Origin of the sequence: Microbacterium elymi, from assembly GCF_021582895.2 — a bacterium.
GTDB lineage: Bacteria > Actinomycetota > Actinomycetes > Actinomycetales > Microbacteriaceae > Microbacterium > Microbacterium humicola.
Genome location: NZ_CP091139.2, coordinates 3,014,417 through 3,030,166, shown reverse-complemented (window position 1 = coordinate 3,030,166; position 15,750 = coordinate 3,014,417). Strand labels below are relative to the sequence as shown.

The 15,750-nt window shown below is 71.8% G+C and carries 11 protein-coding genes and 7 pseudogenes; 3 read left to right on the top strand and 15 right to left on the bottom strand.

Annotated features, from left to right (window positions below; genetic code table 11):
* Window positions 1-51: 51 nt before the first annotated feature.
* The 8 genes and pseudogenes from L2X98_RS16510 to L2X98_RS16475 all read right to left on the bottom strand — a co-directional run bounded on the left by L2X98_RS16510 (window position 52) and on the right by L2X98_RS16475 (window position 6,604).
* Window positions 52-904 (bottom strand): annotated as a pseudogene (locus tag L2X98_RS16510) (aldehyde dehydrogenase family protein).
* A complete protein-coding gene (locus tag L2X98_RS16505) occupies window positions 901-1,380 on the bottom strand; it encodes an aldehyde dehydrogenase family protein (RefSeq protein WP_259613366.1) in 480 nt (159 codons plus the stop codon). Before L2X98_RS16505 ends, L2X98_RS16510 begins: the two are co-directional and overlap by 4 nt.
* Window positions 1,376-2,422, bottom strand: a pseudogene (locus L2X98_RS16500) (aldehyde dehydrogenase family protein); the annotation flags it as partial. The gene L2X98_RS16505 and the pseudogene L2X98_RS16500, both read right to left, overlap by 5 nt.
* An 11-nt stretch (window positions 2,423-2,433) precedes the next feature.
* Window positions 2,434-3,434 (bottom strand): annotated as a pseudogene (deoC, locus tag L2X98_RS16495) (deoxyribose-phosphate aldolase).
* Entirely contained in the window at window positions 3,431-4,198 is a 768-nt protein-coding gene (locus L2X98_RS16490; protein WP_259611623.1) for a hypothetical protein, read from the bottom strand. The pseudogene deoC and the gene L2X98_RS16490 overlap by 4 nt, the downstream one beginning before the upstream one ends.
* Complete coding sequence (locus L2X98_RS16485) at window positions 4,195-5,136, bottom strand: sugar-binding transcriptional regulator (protein ID WP_259611622.1); 942 nt, start codon at window positions 5,134-5,136, stop codon at window positions 4,195-4,197. Before L2X98_RS16485 ends, L2X98_RS16490 begins: the two co-directional genes overlap by 4 nt.
* Before the next feature lie 92 nt (window positions 5,137-5,228).
* The gene (locus tag L2X98_RS16480) at window positions 5,229-6,188 is read right to left on the bottom strand and encodes a bifunctional riboflavin kinase/FAD synthetase (RefSeq protein WP_259611621.1); all 960 of its coding nucleotides are present in this window, start codon (window positions 6,186-6,188) and stop codon (window positions 5,229-5,231) included.
* Entirely contained in the window at window positions 6,185-6,604 is a 420-nt protein-coding gene (locus L2X98_RS16475) for a hypothetical protein (RefSeq protein ID WP_259611620.1), read from the bottom strand. The genes L2X98_RS16480 and L2X98_RS16475 overlap by 4 nt, the downstream gene beginning before the upstream one ends.
* Window positions 6,605-6,724: 120 nt before the next feature.
* On the opposite strand from L2X98_RS16475, the gene L2X98_RS16470 reads away from it, so the two are divergent.
* Window positions 6,725-7,159 carry a M23 family metallopeptidase gene (locus tag L2X98_RS16470; protein WP_259611619.1) on the top strand — a complete coding sequence of 145 codons (435 nt, stop codon included), beginning with the start codon at window positions 6,725-6,727 and terminating at the stop codon, window positions 7,157-7,159.
* Window positions 7,087-8,040, top strand: a complete 954-nt coding sequence (locus L2X98_RS16465) for an SH3 domain-containing protein (protein ID WP_259611618.1) — start codon at window positions 7,087-7,089, stop codon at window positions 8,038-8,040. The genes L2X98_RS16470 and L2X98_RS16465 overlap by 73 nt, the downstream gene beginning before the upstream one ends.
* A 5-nt stretch (window positions 8,041-8,045) precedes the next feature.
* On the opposite strand, the pseudogene L2X98_RS16460 reads toward L2X98_RS16465, so the two are convergent.
* The 3 genes and pseudogenes from L2X98_RS16460 to L2X98_RS16450 form a co-directional block, all read right to left on the bottom strand.
* Window positions 8,046-8,415: pseudogene (locus L2X98_RS16460) on the bottom strand (hypothetical protein).
* Window positions 8,412-9,320 carry a tRNA pseudouridine(55) synthase TruB gene (truB, locus tag L2X98_RS16455; RefSeq protein ID WP_259611617.1) on the bottom strand — a complete coding sequence of 303 codons (909 nt, stop codon included), beginning with the start codon at window positions 9,318-9,320 and terminating at the stop codon, window positions 8,412-8,414. Before truB ends, L2X98_RS16460 begins: the two are co-directional and overlap by 4 nt.
* Window positions 9,317-9,796, bottom strand: coding sequence for a nucleoside/nucleotide kinase family protein (locus L2X98_RS16450; RefSeq protein WP_435526218.1), 480 nt, complete (start codon window positions 9,794-9,796; stop codon window positions 9,317-9,319). The genes truB and L2X98_RS16450 overlap by 4 nt, the downstream gene beginning before the upstream one ends.
* Before the next feature lie 186 nt (window positions 9,797-9,982).
* Here L2X98_RS16450 and L2X98_RS16445 point away from each other — a divergent pair.
* Window positions 9,983-10,851 (top strand): annotated as a pseudogene (locus tag L2X98_RS16445) (HhH-GPD family protein); the annotation flags it as partial.
* A gap of 268 nt (window positions 10,852-11,119) precedes the next feature.
* Here the strand turns inward: L2X98_RS16445 and rbfA are convergent.
* The 4 genes and pseudogenes from rbfA to nusA form a co-directional block, all read right to left on the bottom strand.
* A pseudogene (rbfA, locus tag L2X98_RS16440) lies at window positions 11,120-11,544 on the bottom strand (30S ribosome-binding factor RbfA).
* A 50-nt stretch (window positions 11,545-11,594) separates the two neighbouring features.
* Window positions 11,595-14,387, bottom strand: a complete 2,793-nt coding sequence (infB, locus tag L2X98_RS16435; protein ID WP_259611615.1) for a translation initiation factor IF-2 — start codon at window positions 14,385-14,387, stop codon at window positions 11,595-11,597.
* 57 nt (window positions 14,388-14,444) lie between these two features.
* A complete protein-coding gene (locus L2X98_RS16430) occupies window positions 14,445-14,717 on the bottom strand; it encodes a YlxR family protein (RefSeq protein ID WP_259611614.1) in 273 nt (90 codons plus the stop codon).
* A 32-nt stretch (window positions 14,718-14,749) separates the two neighbouring features.
* Window positions 14,750-15,740 (bottom strand): annotated as a pseudogene (gene nusA, locus L2X98_RS16425) (transcription termination factor NusA).
* Between the last annotated feature and the right edge of the window lie 10 nt (window positions 15,741-15,750).

The window sequence follows — 15,750 nt, the reverse complement described above, 5'->3', positions numbered from 1 at the left end:
AGCCGACCATCACCGCCGTCCGGCAGCGTCGGCAGGTACCGGATGCCGCGGTCAGATCATGCTCTTGGGATGCCAGACGGTCTTGACCTCGGTGAAGGTGGCGATCCGCTTGCGGCGACGGTGTCGGCTCGCCGGGCGGGAGGACGCGCTTGAGGGTCTCGGCCGCGCGGATCTGCAGGTCGACCCAGTCCAGTTCGGCGGCGCCGGCCAGGTCGAGCGCGTTGACGTCGGCGTGATCGGCCAGCCACGGGGCGAGCTCGGCCGGCGACCCGGTGAGCACGTTGACGACGCCGCCGGGCATGTCGCTGGTGGCGAGCACCTCGGCCAGGCTGATCGATGACAGCGGATGCCGCTGGCTGGCGATCACCACGACGGCGTTGCCGGCCACCAGCGCCGGGGCCACCGCCGCGGTCAGGCCGAGCAGCGCGTCGTCCTGCGGCGCGACGATCGCGACCACGCCGGTGGGCTCGGGCACCGAGATGTTGAAGTACGCGCCGGCGACCGGGTTCAGCCCGCCGGCGACCTGCGCGTACTTGTCGCACCAGCCGGCGTACCAGACCCAGAGGTCGGTCGCGGCATCCACCTGCGTCGCCGCGGCGGCGGCGCTCACGCCCTCCTGCGCGACGATCTCGTCGATGAACTGCGCACGGCGGCCCTCGAGGATCTCGGCCACGCGGTACAGCACCTGGCCACGGTTGTACGCGGTCGCCCCCGCCCACCCGCCGTGTGCGCCGCGCGCGGCCCGGACGGCGTCGCGCGCGTCCTTGCGCGAGGCCAGCGCGGCATTGGCGAGGAACTCGCCCTTGGCCGAGAGCACCTCGTAGGTGCGGCCGGATTCGCTGCGCGGGAACGCGCCGCCGATCGCGAGCTTGTACGTCTTGGGCACGGTCAGTCGGGCGCTCATCGGCGGGCCTCCTTCTTGGTCGTCGTTTCGACTCGGTCGCGCTTCGCGCGGCTTCGCTCAACGACCGGGAGGGCCCCGGCACCGGCGGGCTTCAGATACGCGGCCAGGCCGTGCCGCCCGCCCTCCCGGCCGTAGCCGGACTCCTTGTAGCCGCCGAACGGGCTGGCCGGGTCGAACCGATTGAACGTGTTCGCCCAGACCACGCCGGCACGCAGCTTGTCGGCCACCGCCAGAATGCGCGACCCCTTGTCGCTCCAGATGCCCGCCGAAAGACCGTACGGCGTGTTGTTCGCCTTCGCGATCGCCTCGGCCGGCGTGCGGAAGGTGAGCACCGACAGCACCGGGCCGAACACCTCTTCGCGGGCGATGCGATGGGATGCCTCGACCCCGGTGAACACCGTGGGAGCGAACCAGAACCCCTTGTCCGGGATGACGCAGTCGGCCGTCCAGCGCTCGGCGCCCTCCTGCTCGCCCACGTCGCTGAGCTCGCGGATGCGCTGCAGCTTGCTCGGCCGAGTTGATCGCGCCGATGTCGGTGTTCTTGTCGAGCGGATCGCCCAGCCGGAGGGTGGACAGCCGGGTCTTCAGCCGGTCGATGACCTCGTCGTGGATCGACTCCTGCACCAGCAGCCGGCTGCCCGCGCAGCACACGTGGCCCTGGTTGAAGAAGATGCCGTTGACGATGCCCTCGACGGCCTGGTCGATGGGCGCGTCGTCGAACACGATGTTGGCGGCCTTCCCGCCCAGCTCGAGGGTGAGCGACGTGCCCGTTCCGGCGACGGTGCGCGCGATCTCACGGCCGACCGCGGTCGATCCGGTGAACGCGATCTTGTCGACGTCGGGATGCCGCACCAGGGCGGATCCGGTGCCGCCGGCGCCGGTGAGGATGTTCACCACCCCCGGCGGGAGGTCGGCCTGCTGCAGGATCTCGGCGAAGATCAGTGCCGACAGCGGAGTGGTCTCGGCGGGCTTGAGCACCACCGTGTTGCCGGCGGCCAGGGCCGGGGCGATCTTCCACGCGAGCATGAGCAGCGGGAAGTTCCACGGGATGATCTGGCCGGCCACGCCCAGTGAGCGCGGGTCGGCGCCGAGCCCGGCGTAGTCGAGCTTGTCGGCCCAGCCGGCGTAGTAGAAGAACCAGGCCGCCACCAGCGGCACGTCGACGTCGCGGCTCTCCTTGATCGGCTTGCCGTTGTCCAGGCTCTCGGCGACGGCCAGTTCGCGGGCGCGCTCCTGCACGAGCCGGGCGATGCGGAACAGGTATTTGCCGCGGTCGCGGCCGCTCATCTTCGCCCACACTCTGGTGTGCGCGCGCCGCGCGGCCGCCACCGCGGCATCCACATCGGCGTCCGAGGCCGCGGAGATCTCTGCGATCGGGGCCTCGTCGGCCGGCGAGATGGTCGTGAACGAGCCGCCGGTGCCGTCGACGAACTCGCCGTCGATGAACAGGCCGTAGCGGTCCTTCAGGTGCAGGATGCCGCGCGATTCGGGCGCGGGCGCGTATTCCAGGAATCCCATGATGTCCTTCTTCAGTCCAGAGTCACGTAGTCGGCGCCGGAGTAGCGTCCGGTCGCGAGCTTCTGCCGTTGCAGCAGCACATCGTCGAGCAGACTCGATGCGCCGAACCGGAACAGGTGCGGCACCAGCCAGTCCTCACCCGCGGTCTCGGCGACGGTCACGAGGTACTTGATGGCGTCCTTGGAAGTGCGGATGCCGCCGGCCGGCTTCACCCCGATGCGCTCGCCGGTCAGGCGATGCCAGTCCCGGACGACCTCGAGCATGAGCAGGGTCACCGGCAGCGTGGCGGCCGGCGCCACCTTGCCGGTCGAGGTCTTGATGAAATCGCCGCCGGCGAGGATCGCCAGCCACGAGGCCCGCTTGACGTTGTCGTAGGTGTTCAGCTCGCCGGTCTCCAGGATCACCTTCAGGGCGGCCGAGGTGCCGTCGGCGCGGCGGCACGCCTCCTTGACCTGGACGATCTGGTCGAACACCGTCGAGTAGTCGCCGGCCAGGAACGCCCCGCGGTCGATGACCATGTCGATCTCGTCCGCGCCGGCCTGCACGGCATCGCGGGTGTCGGCGAGCTTGACGCCGAGCGAGGCGCGCCCGCTCGGGAACGCCGTGGCCACGGCCGCCACCGAGATGCCCCCTGGTCGGGGTCGCCGTGCCGGGCGCCCAGCGCCTCGACGGCGTACGGCACCATGTCGCCGTACACGCACACGGCCGCCACCGGCGGGCATGCCGGGTCACCGGCATCCGGATGCTGCGCCTTGGCGACCAGCGAGCGCACCTTGCCGGGGGTGTCGGCGCCCTCCAGCGTGGTCAGGTCGATCAGGCCGATGATGCGATCCAGCGCCCAGGCCTTGGACGTGGTCTTGATGGAGCGGGTGCCCAGGGCGTCCGCGCGCTGGCTGAGGCCGACCGCGTCGACCCCGGGCAATCCGTGCAGGAACCGGCGCAGCGTGCCGTTGTCGGGCGCATCGCCGAGCACGTCCACCGCCGTGCGGCGGCTGAGTTCTTGTGTGGTCATCTCTCCTCCAGAGGTGGCTGGTGTTCGTGGGAGGTGGGCACGGCGCCCGTGATCCTGGTGTCGGCCAGCAGGGCGTCCACCAACTCGTCGGGCGCGATCCCCCGACGAGCGGCCTCGTCCTGGAGTCGACCGATCGCGGTGTGCGACAGGCCGTGCGGGCGCGCGTCGGGCATCAGCAGCGACAGCACCGGCACCACGACCGCGCCCAGCGCCGCCAGGATCGCGGCGATGCCGAGGGTCCGCGGGAACACGGTGTCGTCAACGGCGTCCGGCGCCCAGATCAGGACGCCGATCAGCACCGCCACGACCGCGAACAGACCGAGCGTGATGAACAGGCCGACCCGCACGGCCACGCGCCGGCGATCGGCCAGCAGCAGGAGCAGACACGCCAGCGACGCGGCGATCGACAGCATGACCGCCGTGCCGGTCAGCTTCGAGGTCAGCTCCCACCAGGAGTCGGATCCTCCGGTGTACCAGACGGTCCAGATCACGAGCGCGGCGGCGATGACCGAGACGATCACGCCGGCGACACCCACCGACTGCAGCGGCTTGCCGAGCAGGGCGGCGCAGCACAGCACGGCGACGCTGAACGCGCCCACGACGGCGGTGGTGCCGATCACGCGAGCGGCGGTCTCGCCCAGGTCACCGCCCAGCAGCACGATGATCCCGCCGATCGCGGCGATGGTGAACGCCACGATGATCACGGCGACGACGACGCGACGCAGCCGCGAGACCGGGGTGGCGGGTGAAGAGATCGTGGTCATGCGTCCTCCAGCAGGGAACGGGCGGTGGCCTCATCGGTGACGACCACCGTACACAGCCCGGACGCGATCACGGTGCGGGCGAGGTCGTGCTTGGCGGCCCCGGCGGTCACGAAGATCGCGGTGTCGGCCTGCCGCAGCCGCGCGAGCGGCATGCCGACCGTCCGCGCGTCCAGCGCCGGGTCGACGATGTTGCCCTCGGCGTCGATGTAGCGGCCGAGCACGTCGCCGACGGCGCCGCGCTGCTGCAGGTGCCGGATGCCGTCGGCGTCGAGGTAGCCGTTCTCCACGTGCGCGGAGGTCGCGTCGCACACGCCGGCGGAGAACACGTAGGCGTCGGCGTGCGCGGCGGCGGACAGCACCGCGGCCACCGTGCGATCGGACTGGATGGCGCGGGCGGTCTGCTCCTGCTCGAGGATCGCGGGACTGGGCAGGAGGACGGCCGCGCCGGACGCCCGCTCCGCGATGGTGGCGGCCAGGTGCGCGGCGCCGCCGGGACGCCGGTTGACGCTGACTCCGCCGTTGACCTGCACGACCGTGACCCCGCGCGCCCATCCGTCGGGCAGGTGGGCGGCGACCGCGGTGAGCGTGCGGCCCCAGCTGACACCGAGGGTGCGCGGCACCGGGCGCAGCGCGCGGAGGTGATCGGCCGCGGCCTGGGCGACGCGGTCGGTCAGTGCGACCTCATCGCCCTGGGGCGAGGGCACCACCACAGCGTCGGACAGCCGCGGGGACGCGGCGACCAGGGCCCGCTCCAGCCCGAGCCGGCGCGCGCCGGGGTGGACGATCTCGATCCGCACGATGCCGGTCTCGCGTGCACGGGTGAGCAGACGCCCCACCTTGAAGCGCGAGACGCCGAGGAGCGCGCCGATCTCATCCTGCGTGCGACCGGCGTCGTAGTAGAGCTCGGCGGCGCGCACCGACAGCAGCTCCTCGTCCACGACATCCTCCTGCCGTCGAGGATACGCCGGTCACAGCATCCGTGCACGTACGTGCACATATGAGCAGAGCCGGTGCTGCGCGTGCTCATCCGTCAGCTCAGCAGTTCGCGCACCCGCCGCACGTCGTCGGCCATCTGCGTCTTCAGCGCCTCGACGCCGTCGAACGCGACCATGCCGCGCACCCGGTCGGCGAACTCGACCTCTACCCGGTGGCCGTAGAGGTCGAGGTCGGTCTCGTCGAGCACGTAGGCTTCGACCACACGGCGCGGCACGTCGTCGAACGTCGGATTCGTGCCGACGCTGATGGCCGCCGGATACCGGATGCCGGGGTGCAGCCCGTCGCCGGAGGCCTCGTCCACGAGCCAGCCGGCGTACACGCCGTCCGCCGGCACGAAGCCCTCCATGTCGGGAGACAGGTTCGCGGTCGGGTAGCCCAGAGCGCGCCCGCGCTTCAGCCCGTGCACGACCTCGCCCCAGACCCCGTGGGTGCGACCGAGGAGCTTGGCCGCGGTCACCACATCGCCGGCCGCGAGCACCTCGCGGATCCAGGTGGACGAGACCCGCCGCTCGGTGGTGACGGCGCGGACGTCGTCGATGATGTCGACGCGGTACCCGTACTCCGCACCGCGCCGCTCGAGCAGCTCGGGCCTGCCCGCGCCGCCGCGCCCGAACCGGAAGTCGCGGCCCACCAGCACGGTGCGCACGTCCAGCGCCTTCACCAGCACCTGCTCGATGAACTCCTCGGCCGGCTGTGCGGCCATCTCCTGATCGAAGCGGAGCACCAGCGCCGCGTCGATCCCGCTGGCGGCCAGCAGCTGCAGCTTCTGGTGCAATCCGATGAGGTCCTCGGGGCAGAGCTCGGGTCGCAGCGTGGCCAGCGGGTTGCGGTCGAAGGTGACCGCCACCACCTTCACCGCGGCATCCGCGGCATCCACCTTCGCGCGTTCCAGGATCGCCCGGTGTCCGGCGTGCACGCCATCGAACTTGCCGATCGCCACGACCGACGGGCCGAAGTCGGCGGGCACCTCAGACGGGTCGCGGAAGACGATCATCGGGCGCTCACCGCCCGGTGGGATGCGGCATCCGCCGTCGCCGGACGGTGGGTGATCAGCCACCACAGCCCGAAGAACGGCAGCACCAGCGGGATGAACACGTACCCGATGCCGAAGAACGACCACACTGTGGGCTCGGGGAACAGGTCGGGGCGGGCCAGGCTCAGCGTGCCGATCGCGAGGACGCCGACCAGCTCGAACGAGATCGCGACCCAGGCGATCCGGTACCAGGCCGGTCGCCGAGAGAAGATCAGCGCGAGGGTGGCCAGGATGTACACGATCGCCGAGGCCGCCGACAGGGTGAAGGCGAGCGGCGCATGGTCGAACCGTTCGATGATCTGCACGAGCGAGCGACCGGTGGCACCGAGCGCCAGGACGGCGTAGACGACGACGAGGACGCGGCCGATGCCGGTCATCCGGCGAGGCGGGCGAGAAGGGGATGACATGACCCCTCGATCCTACTTCGACCACGCCCGGCGCCCTCACTCTGCAAGTCACATACACCACTTCAATCTCAGCAGTAGACAGACACACCGTTGGGTGACAATATTTACCGACGGACGGCATCCGACCGCATCCTCATCCGCCCTCTCACCGAAGTGCCCCACATGCGATCGATTCGTTCCACCCTCCCCTCCGTCCTCGCCGCGGCCGCGCTCGTCCTGGCGCTGGCGACCCCGGTCTCGGCCGCCGCGGCCGGCCCCGGCCCGATCTCGACGGCGACCGCCTCACCGCCGGCAGCGACGACGTTCACGACGCCGCTGAAGGCGAAGAGCTACACGGTCTCGTCGTACTACGGCCCCCGATGCATGTCGATCCCCGGCGCGTCCACGTTCCACCTCGGCCTGGACATGGCCGCTCCCGGCGGCAGCCGATCTACGCCGTCGCGGCCGGGGTCGTGGTCGCCACGGTCGACGGCACGAGTTCGCGGGCCGGCTACATCACGATCCGGCACTCGCTGGGCGGGGTGACGTACACCTCGATCTACTACCACATCTGGAAGTCGACCACGCGGGTCACCGTCGGCAGGATCGTCGCGGCCGGCCAGCGGATCAGCGAGGTGGGCACGAGCGGCGTTTCGGGCGGCAACCACCTGCACCTCGAGATCTGGCAGGGTGCACCCGGGTCCGCCCGGTCGCTGGATCCCGCGCCGTTCCTGAAGACGCACGGGGTCGACCTGTACCGCGGCGCGAAGGCGGTCCTGGCCACGAAGCCGCCGACCACGTGCACCTACTACGTCACGACCCCGCTGAACTTCCGGACCGGGCCGTCACTGTCATCCGCCGTCCTCCGGGTCCTGCCGGTGCGCACCGCGGCGGTCGCCGTCGCCGGACAGAGCTCGAACGGCTACTTCCCCGTCCGGGTCGGCACCCAGAGCGGCTGGCTGTCGTCCGGGTATCTGTCGATGAAGCTCCTCCGCTGCCGCCGAAGCCCCCGGCCCCGGCCAAGCCCCCGGTCGTGGCCCCGTCTCCGACCGGCGCTCCCGCCGCCCTGCCGGGCAGGCACGCCCAAGCCCGCCGCCCCCAAGCCCGCCACGCCCAAGCCCGCGGCATCCAAGCCCGCGGCATCCAAGCCCGCGGCATCCAAGCCCGCCGCGCCCAAGCCCGCGGCATCCAAGCCCGCCGCGCCCAAGCCCGCGGCATCCAAGCCCGCCGCGTCCAAGCCGGCGACGTACAAGACGACGAGCGCCCTGAATTTCCGCAGATCCCCGTCGCTGACGGGGGCAAAGATCCGGGTGATCCCGAGGGGCGCGTCGGTCGGCACTGTCAAGGCCACGAGCGGCGTCTGGCGCAAGGTCGTGTACCTGGGCGCGACCGGCTGGGTGCACTCCGCCTACCTCGCGAAGCGCTGACGCGGTCAGGCGGCCTGCACCGTCCAGATCACGTGCATGCGCCAGACCATGACCGCCACCGCCAGCGCCGCGATGCCCATGATCACCGTGCTCCAGCGGCTGCGTTCCACCAGCGCCCACGCGACACCGGCGGGCGGCAGGAGCACCGCCGAGACGAGGTAGACCCAGAACTCCAGCAGGCTGCCGCTGGGCGGATTGCCGGCCAGCGGAGCCACGATCGCGATCACGACCTGGGCGATCAGCAGCAGCTTCCAGCAGCGCCAGGGCGCCGACCGACAGGTCGCTGGGCCGGCGCCCGGCCAGGCCCAGCACGACGCACAGCAGCCCGCCGATCGCGGCGGCGGCGACCGTGACGAGGGTGAACCACAGGATCATGCGTGCTCCTCGGGCATGTTCATGACGCTCTTGACCAGCGCGGCAGGCCCGGTTCCGCGCCGCTCGATCACGCCGACGAGCGTGCCATCGGGCGCGATGGCGGCCGCGCGGGGCCCGGTGAAGGCGTCGGCCAGGCCGCTCACCCGCTTGCCGTGGCGCAGGTCGGCGGCCTGCTCGGCGTCGGGGCGCACCGCCGGAAGGACCGCGGCGGCCGCGGCCGAAGCCGTGCGCAGTGGGGTCTCGGCCAGGGCGTCGACGGGGGCGGCATCGGCGACGTCGAACGGACCGATGCGCGTGCGACGCAGGGCGACCAGGTGACCGCCGACGCCGAGTGCGGCGCCGAGGTCGCGCGCCAGCGCGCGGATGTAGGTGCCGGTGGAGCAGTCGACGACGACGTCGAGGTCGCGGCATCCGTCGCCGCGGCGGTCCGCCAGCACGTCGAAGCGCGAGACCACGACATCCCGCGGCTTCAACTCGACTTCGGCGCCCTCGCGCGCCAGCGCATACGCACGGCGGCCGTCCACCTTGATCGCCGAGACCCGGCTGGGGACCTGGGCGATGGGTCCGGTCAGGGCCGCCACGCCGGCGGCGATGCGCTCGTCGGTGACGGCGGCGAGGGCGGATGACGCGGCCCGGGCGATGATCTGGCCGTCGGCGTCGTCGGAGTCGGTGGTCTGGCCCAGGCGGATCGTCGCGGTGTACGTCTTGTCGAGCCCGACGATGTAGGTCAGCAGCCGGGTGGCCGGGCCGACGCCGAGGACGAGCAGGCCGGTGGCCATCGGGTCGAGGGTGCCGGCGTGGCCGATCTTGCGCGTGTCCAGGGCCTTGCGGGCGCGCGCGACCACGTCGTGGCTGGTGATCCCGCCCGGCTTGTCGACGAGCAGGATGCCGGTGGGATCGCTCACGACGCCGCCCCGGTCAGACGGACGGGATGCTGCGGGTCGGTGGCGTCGATCACGGCGTCGAGCGGTCCGCTCGTGCCGATGCGGAAGTCCCAGACGGCGGCGAGAGCGGGCAGGCCGAGATCGGGCCCGGAGACGATGAGCACGGCGTCGCCGTCGGCGGTCAGCCAGCGCGCCTCGGCGGGCTCGTCGCGCGCCGGATCGTAGGCGGCGAGCTGGAAGCCCGTGGTCGCCGAGGTCTGCCAGCCCTCGCGGAACGGGTCGACGAGCACCCGCCGGAACGCCGACCAGTCGTAGTCGTCATGCGGCTTCCGCTGCGCGCGGGGAAGGAGGAAATCAGAGGTCGACGCGCGGAAGGTGGAGACATCCCGCTCTTCGAAGACCGCGGCGAGCCCGTCGGCGATCAGCGCCGCGTCGGCCCCGTCGACGCCGACGATCACCCGTCCGTGCGACCGCGACGCGCGGATCTCGTCGCGCAAGCGCACGCCACAGGGTGTTGGCGGGCGTGATCGGCAGGCGCATGCCCCCAGCCTATTGCGACGGGGGCGGAGCGCCCGGCCGAGATCGGCCGTCGGCGGCGGCGGCGGTTGCGGCGGCGCCGGTGGAGGTGGCGGCGGTGGAGGCGGCGCCGGTGGAGCAGCGGCCGACTGCATAGAGTGGACGCCGTGCCCGGTCCCGATCTCGCCACCCCGCTGGTCGCCTGGTACCGGCGCACCGCGCGCGATCTGCCGTGGCGCCGCACGGCGTTCCACGCCCAGTACGGAGGCTGGGGCGTGCTGGTCAGCGAATTCATGCTGCAGCAGACGCCGACGACCCGCGTCATCCCGCATCTGGATGCCTGGCTGACGCGCTGGCCGACCCCGACCGCGCTGGCCGACGAACCGCCGGCCGAGGCCGTGCGCCAGTGGGCGAACCTGGGCTACCCGCGGCGGGCGCTCTGGCTGCACCGCGCGGCGGTGCAGCTGCGCGATCGGCACGGGGGTGCCGTTCCCGCCGACGTGGACGCGCTGCTGGCCCTGGCCGGCATCGGCGACTACACCGCGCGGGCGGTCGCGGTGTTCGCGTATGGCCAGCGGCATCCGGTCGTGGACACCAACACGAGGCGCGTGCTCGCGCGGGCCCTCGACGGGCGGTCGAGCCCGGCGCCGCCTCGCGCCGCGACCTCGAGCGGATGGCCGACATCCTGCCGGCGGACGACGCGGATGCCGCGGTCATGAACGCGGCGACGATGGAGCTGGGGGCTGTGGTGTGCACGGCGCGTGCCCCGCGCTGCGGGATCTGCCCGATCGCGCAGGTGTGCGCGTGGCGGGCGGCCGGATATCCCGACACCGGTGATCGGCGGCGCAGGCAGGCGCGCTACGAGGGCAGCGACCGGCAAGCGCGCGGCGCCGTGCTGGCGGTGCTGCGGGATGCCGCCGCCCACGCCGTGCCGATCGATGCGGTCATCGCGGACTGGCCGGATGCGCACCAGCGCGACCGGGCGATCGACTCGCTCATCGCCGATGGGCTGGCCGAGGCATCCGACGGGATGCTCGCACCTTCCCCGCTGAACGTCGCCTCGCGCCCGGTGTCGCGAAGACTGCGCCCTGCCGGCGCACGCCTCACCCTGCCGGCGCACGCCTCACCCTGCCGGCGCACGCCTCACGCTGCCGGCGCACGCCTCACGCTGCCGGCGCACTGCGCGCCCGCGCACTTCGCGCCGACCGACCCGCGCGAAACCACATCAAACCCGCGACTGCACATCAAACCCGGCCAAGTTTCATGTGCACTCGGCCAGATCGTACGATCCCGAGGAGAAGGGGTCAGTCGGCGTCGCGGGGCTTGAGGTACGGGTCGGCCTCGCCGGCGTGCGTGGCGCCGGACGCCAGGCCGGCCACGCGCTCGTCGCGCTCGCGCGCCTCGCGCAGCAGATCCTCGATGTGACCGGCGTTCTCGGGGATCGCGTCGTGGATGAACTCCAGCGTCGGGGTGAGGCGCACGCTGAGCTGGCGGCCCACCTCGCTGCGCAGCATCCCGGTCGCGGCGCGCAGCGCATCGGCGGTGTCCTGGCGCTCCTTCTCGTCACCGAGCACGGTGTAGAACACCGACGCGTGCTGCAGGTCGCCGGTCACCCGCACATCGGTGATCGTGACGAACCCGAGCCGCGGGTCGCGCAGCCCTTCTCAAGGCGCTGCGCGATGAGCACGCGGATGCGGTCGGCCATGCGGGCCTGTCGCTCTGCAGACATGATTCCTCCTGAGCGTGGGGACGCCCGAAGGCGTCCCCACGATGCGGCTGTCAGCCGCGCGGCTTCTCCACCATCTCGGTGGTCTCGATCTCGTCGCCGACCTGGATGTCGTTGAACCTGCCCAGGCCGATACCGGCCTCGAAGTCCGTGCGCACCTCGGTGACGTCGTCCTTGAACCGGCGCAGCGACTCGATCGCCAGCCCGTCCGCGACGACCACGCCGTCGCGGATGACGCGGGCCTTCGCGTTGCGGGTGATCGTGCCGTTGCGCACGATGACACCGGCGATGTTGCCGAACTTCGAGGAGCGGAACACCTCGCGGATCTCGGCCACACCCGACTGGACCTCTTCGTACTCCGGCTTGAGCATCCCCTTCAGCGAGTTCTCGATGTCCTCGAGCGCTGCGTAGATGACCGAGTAGAAGCGGATGTCCACGCCCTCGCGCTGGGCGCGCGCACGCGCCTTCTGGTCGGGGCGGACGTTGAATCCGACGATGATCGCGTTGTCGATCGTCGCCAGGTCCACGTCGGACTCGGTGACGGCACCCACACCGCGGTGCAGGATGCGCAGCTGCACCGAGTCGTCCACCTCGATCTTCATCAGCGACTCCTCCAACGCCTCGACGGCACCGGAGACGTCACCCTTGATGATGAGGTTGAGCGACTCGACCTTGCCCTCCTGCAGCGCCTTGGTGAAGTCCTCCAGCGAGATGCGCTTGCGGGCCTTGGCCAGCTGCGCGTTGCGCTCGGCTGCCTCGCGCTTCTCGGCGATCTGACGGGCCATCCGGTCCTCGTCGGTGACGATGAAGGTGTCGCCGGCGCGGGGCACGGAGTTCAGACCCTGCACCTGCACCGGACGGGCCGGAGCCGCCTCGTCGACGGCATCCCCGTTCTCGTCGACCATGGCCCGGACGCGTCCGTACGCCGTGCCGGCGACGATCGCGTCGCCGACGCGCAGCGTGCCGGACTGGATCAGGACCGTGGCCACCGAGCCGCGACCCTTGTCGAGCTTGGCTTCGATCGCCACACCGCGCGCGGCCTTGTTCGGGTTCGCCCGCAGGTCCAGGCCGGCGTCGGCGGTCAGCAGCACCGCATCCAGGAGCTCCTGGATGCCCACGCTCTCCCGCGCCGAGACGTCGACGAACATGACGTCCCCGCCGTACTCCTCGGCCACCAGACCGTACTCGGTCAGCTGCTGGCGCACCTTGGCCGGGTTGGCGTCGGGCTTGTCGATCTTGTTGACCGCGACCACGACCGGCACCCCCGCCGCCTGGGCGTGGTTCAGGGCCTCCACCGTCTGGGGCATGATGCCGTCGTCGGCGGCGACCACCAGGATCGCGATGTCGGTGACCTGCGCACCACGGGCGCGCATGGCGGTGAACGCCTCGTGGCCCGGGGTGTCGATGAAGGTGATGGCACGCTCATTGCCGTCGTGCTCGGTCCAGATCTGGTACGCGCCGATGTGCTGCGTGATGCCGCCGGCCTCGCCCGCGACCACGTTCGTCTGCCGGATCGCGTCCAGCAGGCGGGTCTTTCCGTGGTCGACGTGGCCCATGACCGTGACCACCGGCGGACGGATCTCGAGATCCTCATCGTCCTCCTCGGCCAGCTCCGCCTCGAGGTCCAGACCGAAGCCCTCCAGGAGCTCCTTGTCCTCGTCCTCGGGCGAGACCATCTGGATCTTGTAACCCAGCTCGGCGCCCAGCACCTCGAACGTGGCCTCATCCAGCGACTCGGTCGCCGTGGCCATCTCACCGAGGTTGAACAGGATCGTCACCAGGGTGCCCGGCTGCACGGTGTAGCCGGTCAGCGTCTCGATCTTGTCGGCGAAGTCCGAGATCGACGCGCCGCGGCGCATCCGGATGATCTCGCCGTTGCCCTTCTGGACGTTGACGCCGCCGACGATCGGCGCCGACCGCATCTCGAATTCCTGCCGCTTCGCACGCCTCGACTTGCGCTGCTTCGACTTGCCGCCGCCCTTGCCGAAGGCACCCGCGGTGCCGCCGCCGGGGCCGCGACCGCGGCCTCCGCCGCCGGGACGACCGGGGAAGCCGCCGCCGGGGCGACCGGCGAACCCGCCCGGAGCACCGGCGCCTGCTCCCGCACCGGCACCGGGACGACCCGGACGCTGCTGGAACGGCGCGCCGCCGCCCGGACGACCGCCCGGACGACCCGGGGCACCGGGACGAGCACCCGGACGGGCCGCGCCGGGGCGCGGCGAACCGGGACGCGGCGGCTGCGGCCGGGGCGCCTGCGGGCGCGGGATGTTGCCGGGGTTGGGACGCTGGCCCATCCCCTGGGCGGGCGCGAACGGGTTGTTGCCCGGACGCGGACCGGTCGGACGCTGGCCCATTCCCTGCGCCGAGGAGAACGGGTTGTTGCCCGGACGGGCGCCGCCCGGACGCGGAGCGGATCCGCCCGGCGACGGGGCAGACGAGGTCTGCGCGGGCTCGGCGGCGGGAGCCTCGGTCGCCTCGACCGTGGCCTCGGGGGCCGCAGGGGCGGATGCCTCAGCCGGCGCGGATGCCTCAGCCGGCGCGGGCGCCTCGGCGGGCGCGGGCGCGGCGGGCTTGGCCGCCTTGGCGGCGGGCTTGGCCGGTCGCACCGGGCCGGGACGGCCGGTCGGGGGTGCCGCCGCCGCGGTGCCGGCACCGCCGCCGTTTCCGGCGGTCGACGTGGCCGCACCGTCGGCCTCGAGGGCAGCACGGAGCTTCCGGGCCACCGGAGGTTCGATCGTCGACGACGGGCTCTTGACGAACTCGCCGAGCTCCTTCAGCTTCGCGAGCGCGACCTTACTGTCGACGCCGAGCTCCGAGGCGATCTCGTGCACGCGTGGTTTTGCCACAATTCTCCTGTCTGAGGTCTCCCCCGGACAGGGCAGACCGTTAGTCGCGGACGGGTCTCATTTCGAGCCGTTCACTTTGTTTCCATAGCCGTTCAGCCGTTTCTCGATGGTCTGCATGTCAAGCGGGCTTGACACACGCAGGGCTCGTACGAAGGCGCGTCGCCGCAGTGCGGCATCCAGGCACGCGTACGTGTCGTGCACCCACGCTCCCCGTCCGGGCATCACCGCACGCTCATCGGGGACGAGGTGGGAGTCGACCGCCACGACTCGCAGGAGCGTGGACCGCGGGGAGCGCCGGCGACAGCCGACGCACGTTCGTACAGCCTCCATCTTACACTCCGAGCCTGGGCGAGCCGTGCGGGTCAGCCCTCTTCCAGGATGCTGTCGGGCTGGATGTCGATCTTGGCCCCGGTGAGCTTGGCGGCCAGACGCGCGTTCTGGCCCTCCTTGCCGATCGCGAGCGAGAGCTGGTAGTCGGGCACCAGCGCCCGGACCGCCTTGGTCGCGGGATCGAGGATGAAGCTCGAGGTCACCTTGGCCGGCGACAGCGCGTTGGCCACGAACTTCGCCAGCTCCTCGTCGTAGTCGACGATGTCGATCTTCTCGCCGCTGAGCTCCTCGGTCACGGCGCGCACGCGGCGCCCCATCTCGCCGATGCAGGCGCCCTTCGCGTTGATCGTCGGATCGGTGGCGCGGACCGCGATCTTGGTGCGGTGACCGGCCTCGCGCGCGAGCGAGACGATCTCGACCAGCCCCGACGCGATCTCGGGCACCTCGAGCGCGAACAGCTTGCGCACCAGGCTCGGGTGGGTGCGCGAGACGGTGATGGCCGGCCCCTTGGCGCCCTTGGCGACGCTGGTCACATAGACCCGCAGCCGCGAGCCGTGCGCGTAGTCCTCGCCCGGGACCTGCTCCTCGGGCGGGAGGATCGCCTCGACGGTGCCGAGGTCGACGTGCACCATCCGGGGGTTCGGGCCCTGCTGGACGACACCGGCGACGATGTCGCCCTCCTTGCCGCGGAACTCGCCGAGCACGGCGTCGTCGGCGATGTCGCGCAGCCGCTGGCTGATGACCTGCTTGGCGGCGAATGCGGCGATCCGGCCGAAGTCCTCGGGCGTGCTCTCCTCTTCGCCGATGACCACGCCGTCCTCATCCAGGAGCGGCACGAACACGGCGACGTGGCCGGTCTTGCGATCGAGCTCGGAGCGGGCGCCGTCCGGGAGCGTGCCTGTCGACGACGTGTGCCGGGCGTAGGCGGTCAGAATCGCCTGCTCGATGATCCGCACCAGCTCGTCGAAGGGGATCTCCTTCTCGCGCTCGACGGTTCGCAGGCAGTCCCAGGTCGATATCCATCGCGCCCTCC

Coding starts and splice junctions, on each gene's coding strand:
- L2X98_RS16490 (WP_259611623.1), bottom strand. CDS start 4,198: ATGACCACGATCTCTTCACCCGCCACCCCGGTCTCGCGGCTGCGTCGC.
- L2X98_RS16480 (WP_259611621.1), bottom strand. CDS start 6,188: ATGATCGTCTTCCGCGACCCGTCTGAGGTGCCCGCCGACTTCGGCCCG.
- L2X98_RS16475 (WP_259611620.1), bottom strand. CDS start 6,604: ATGACCGGCATCGGCCGCGTCCTCGTCGTCGTCTACGCCGTCCTGGCG.
- L2X98_RS16430 (WP_259611614.1), bottom strand. CDS start 14,717: ATGGAGGCTGTACGAACGTGCGTCGGCTGTCGCCGGCGCTCCCCGCGG.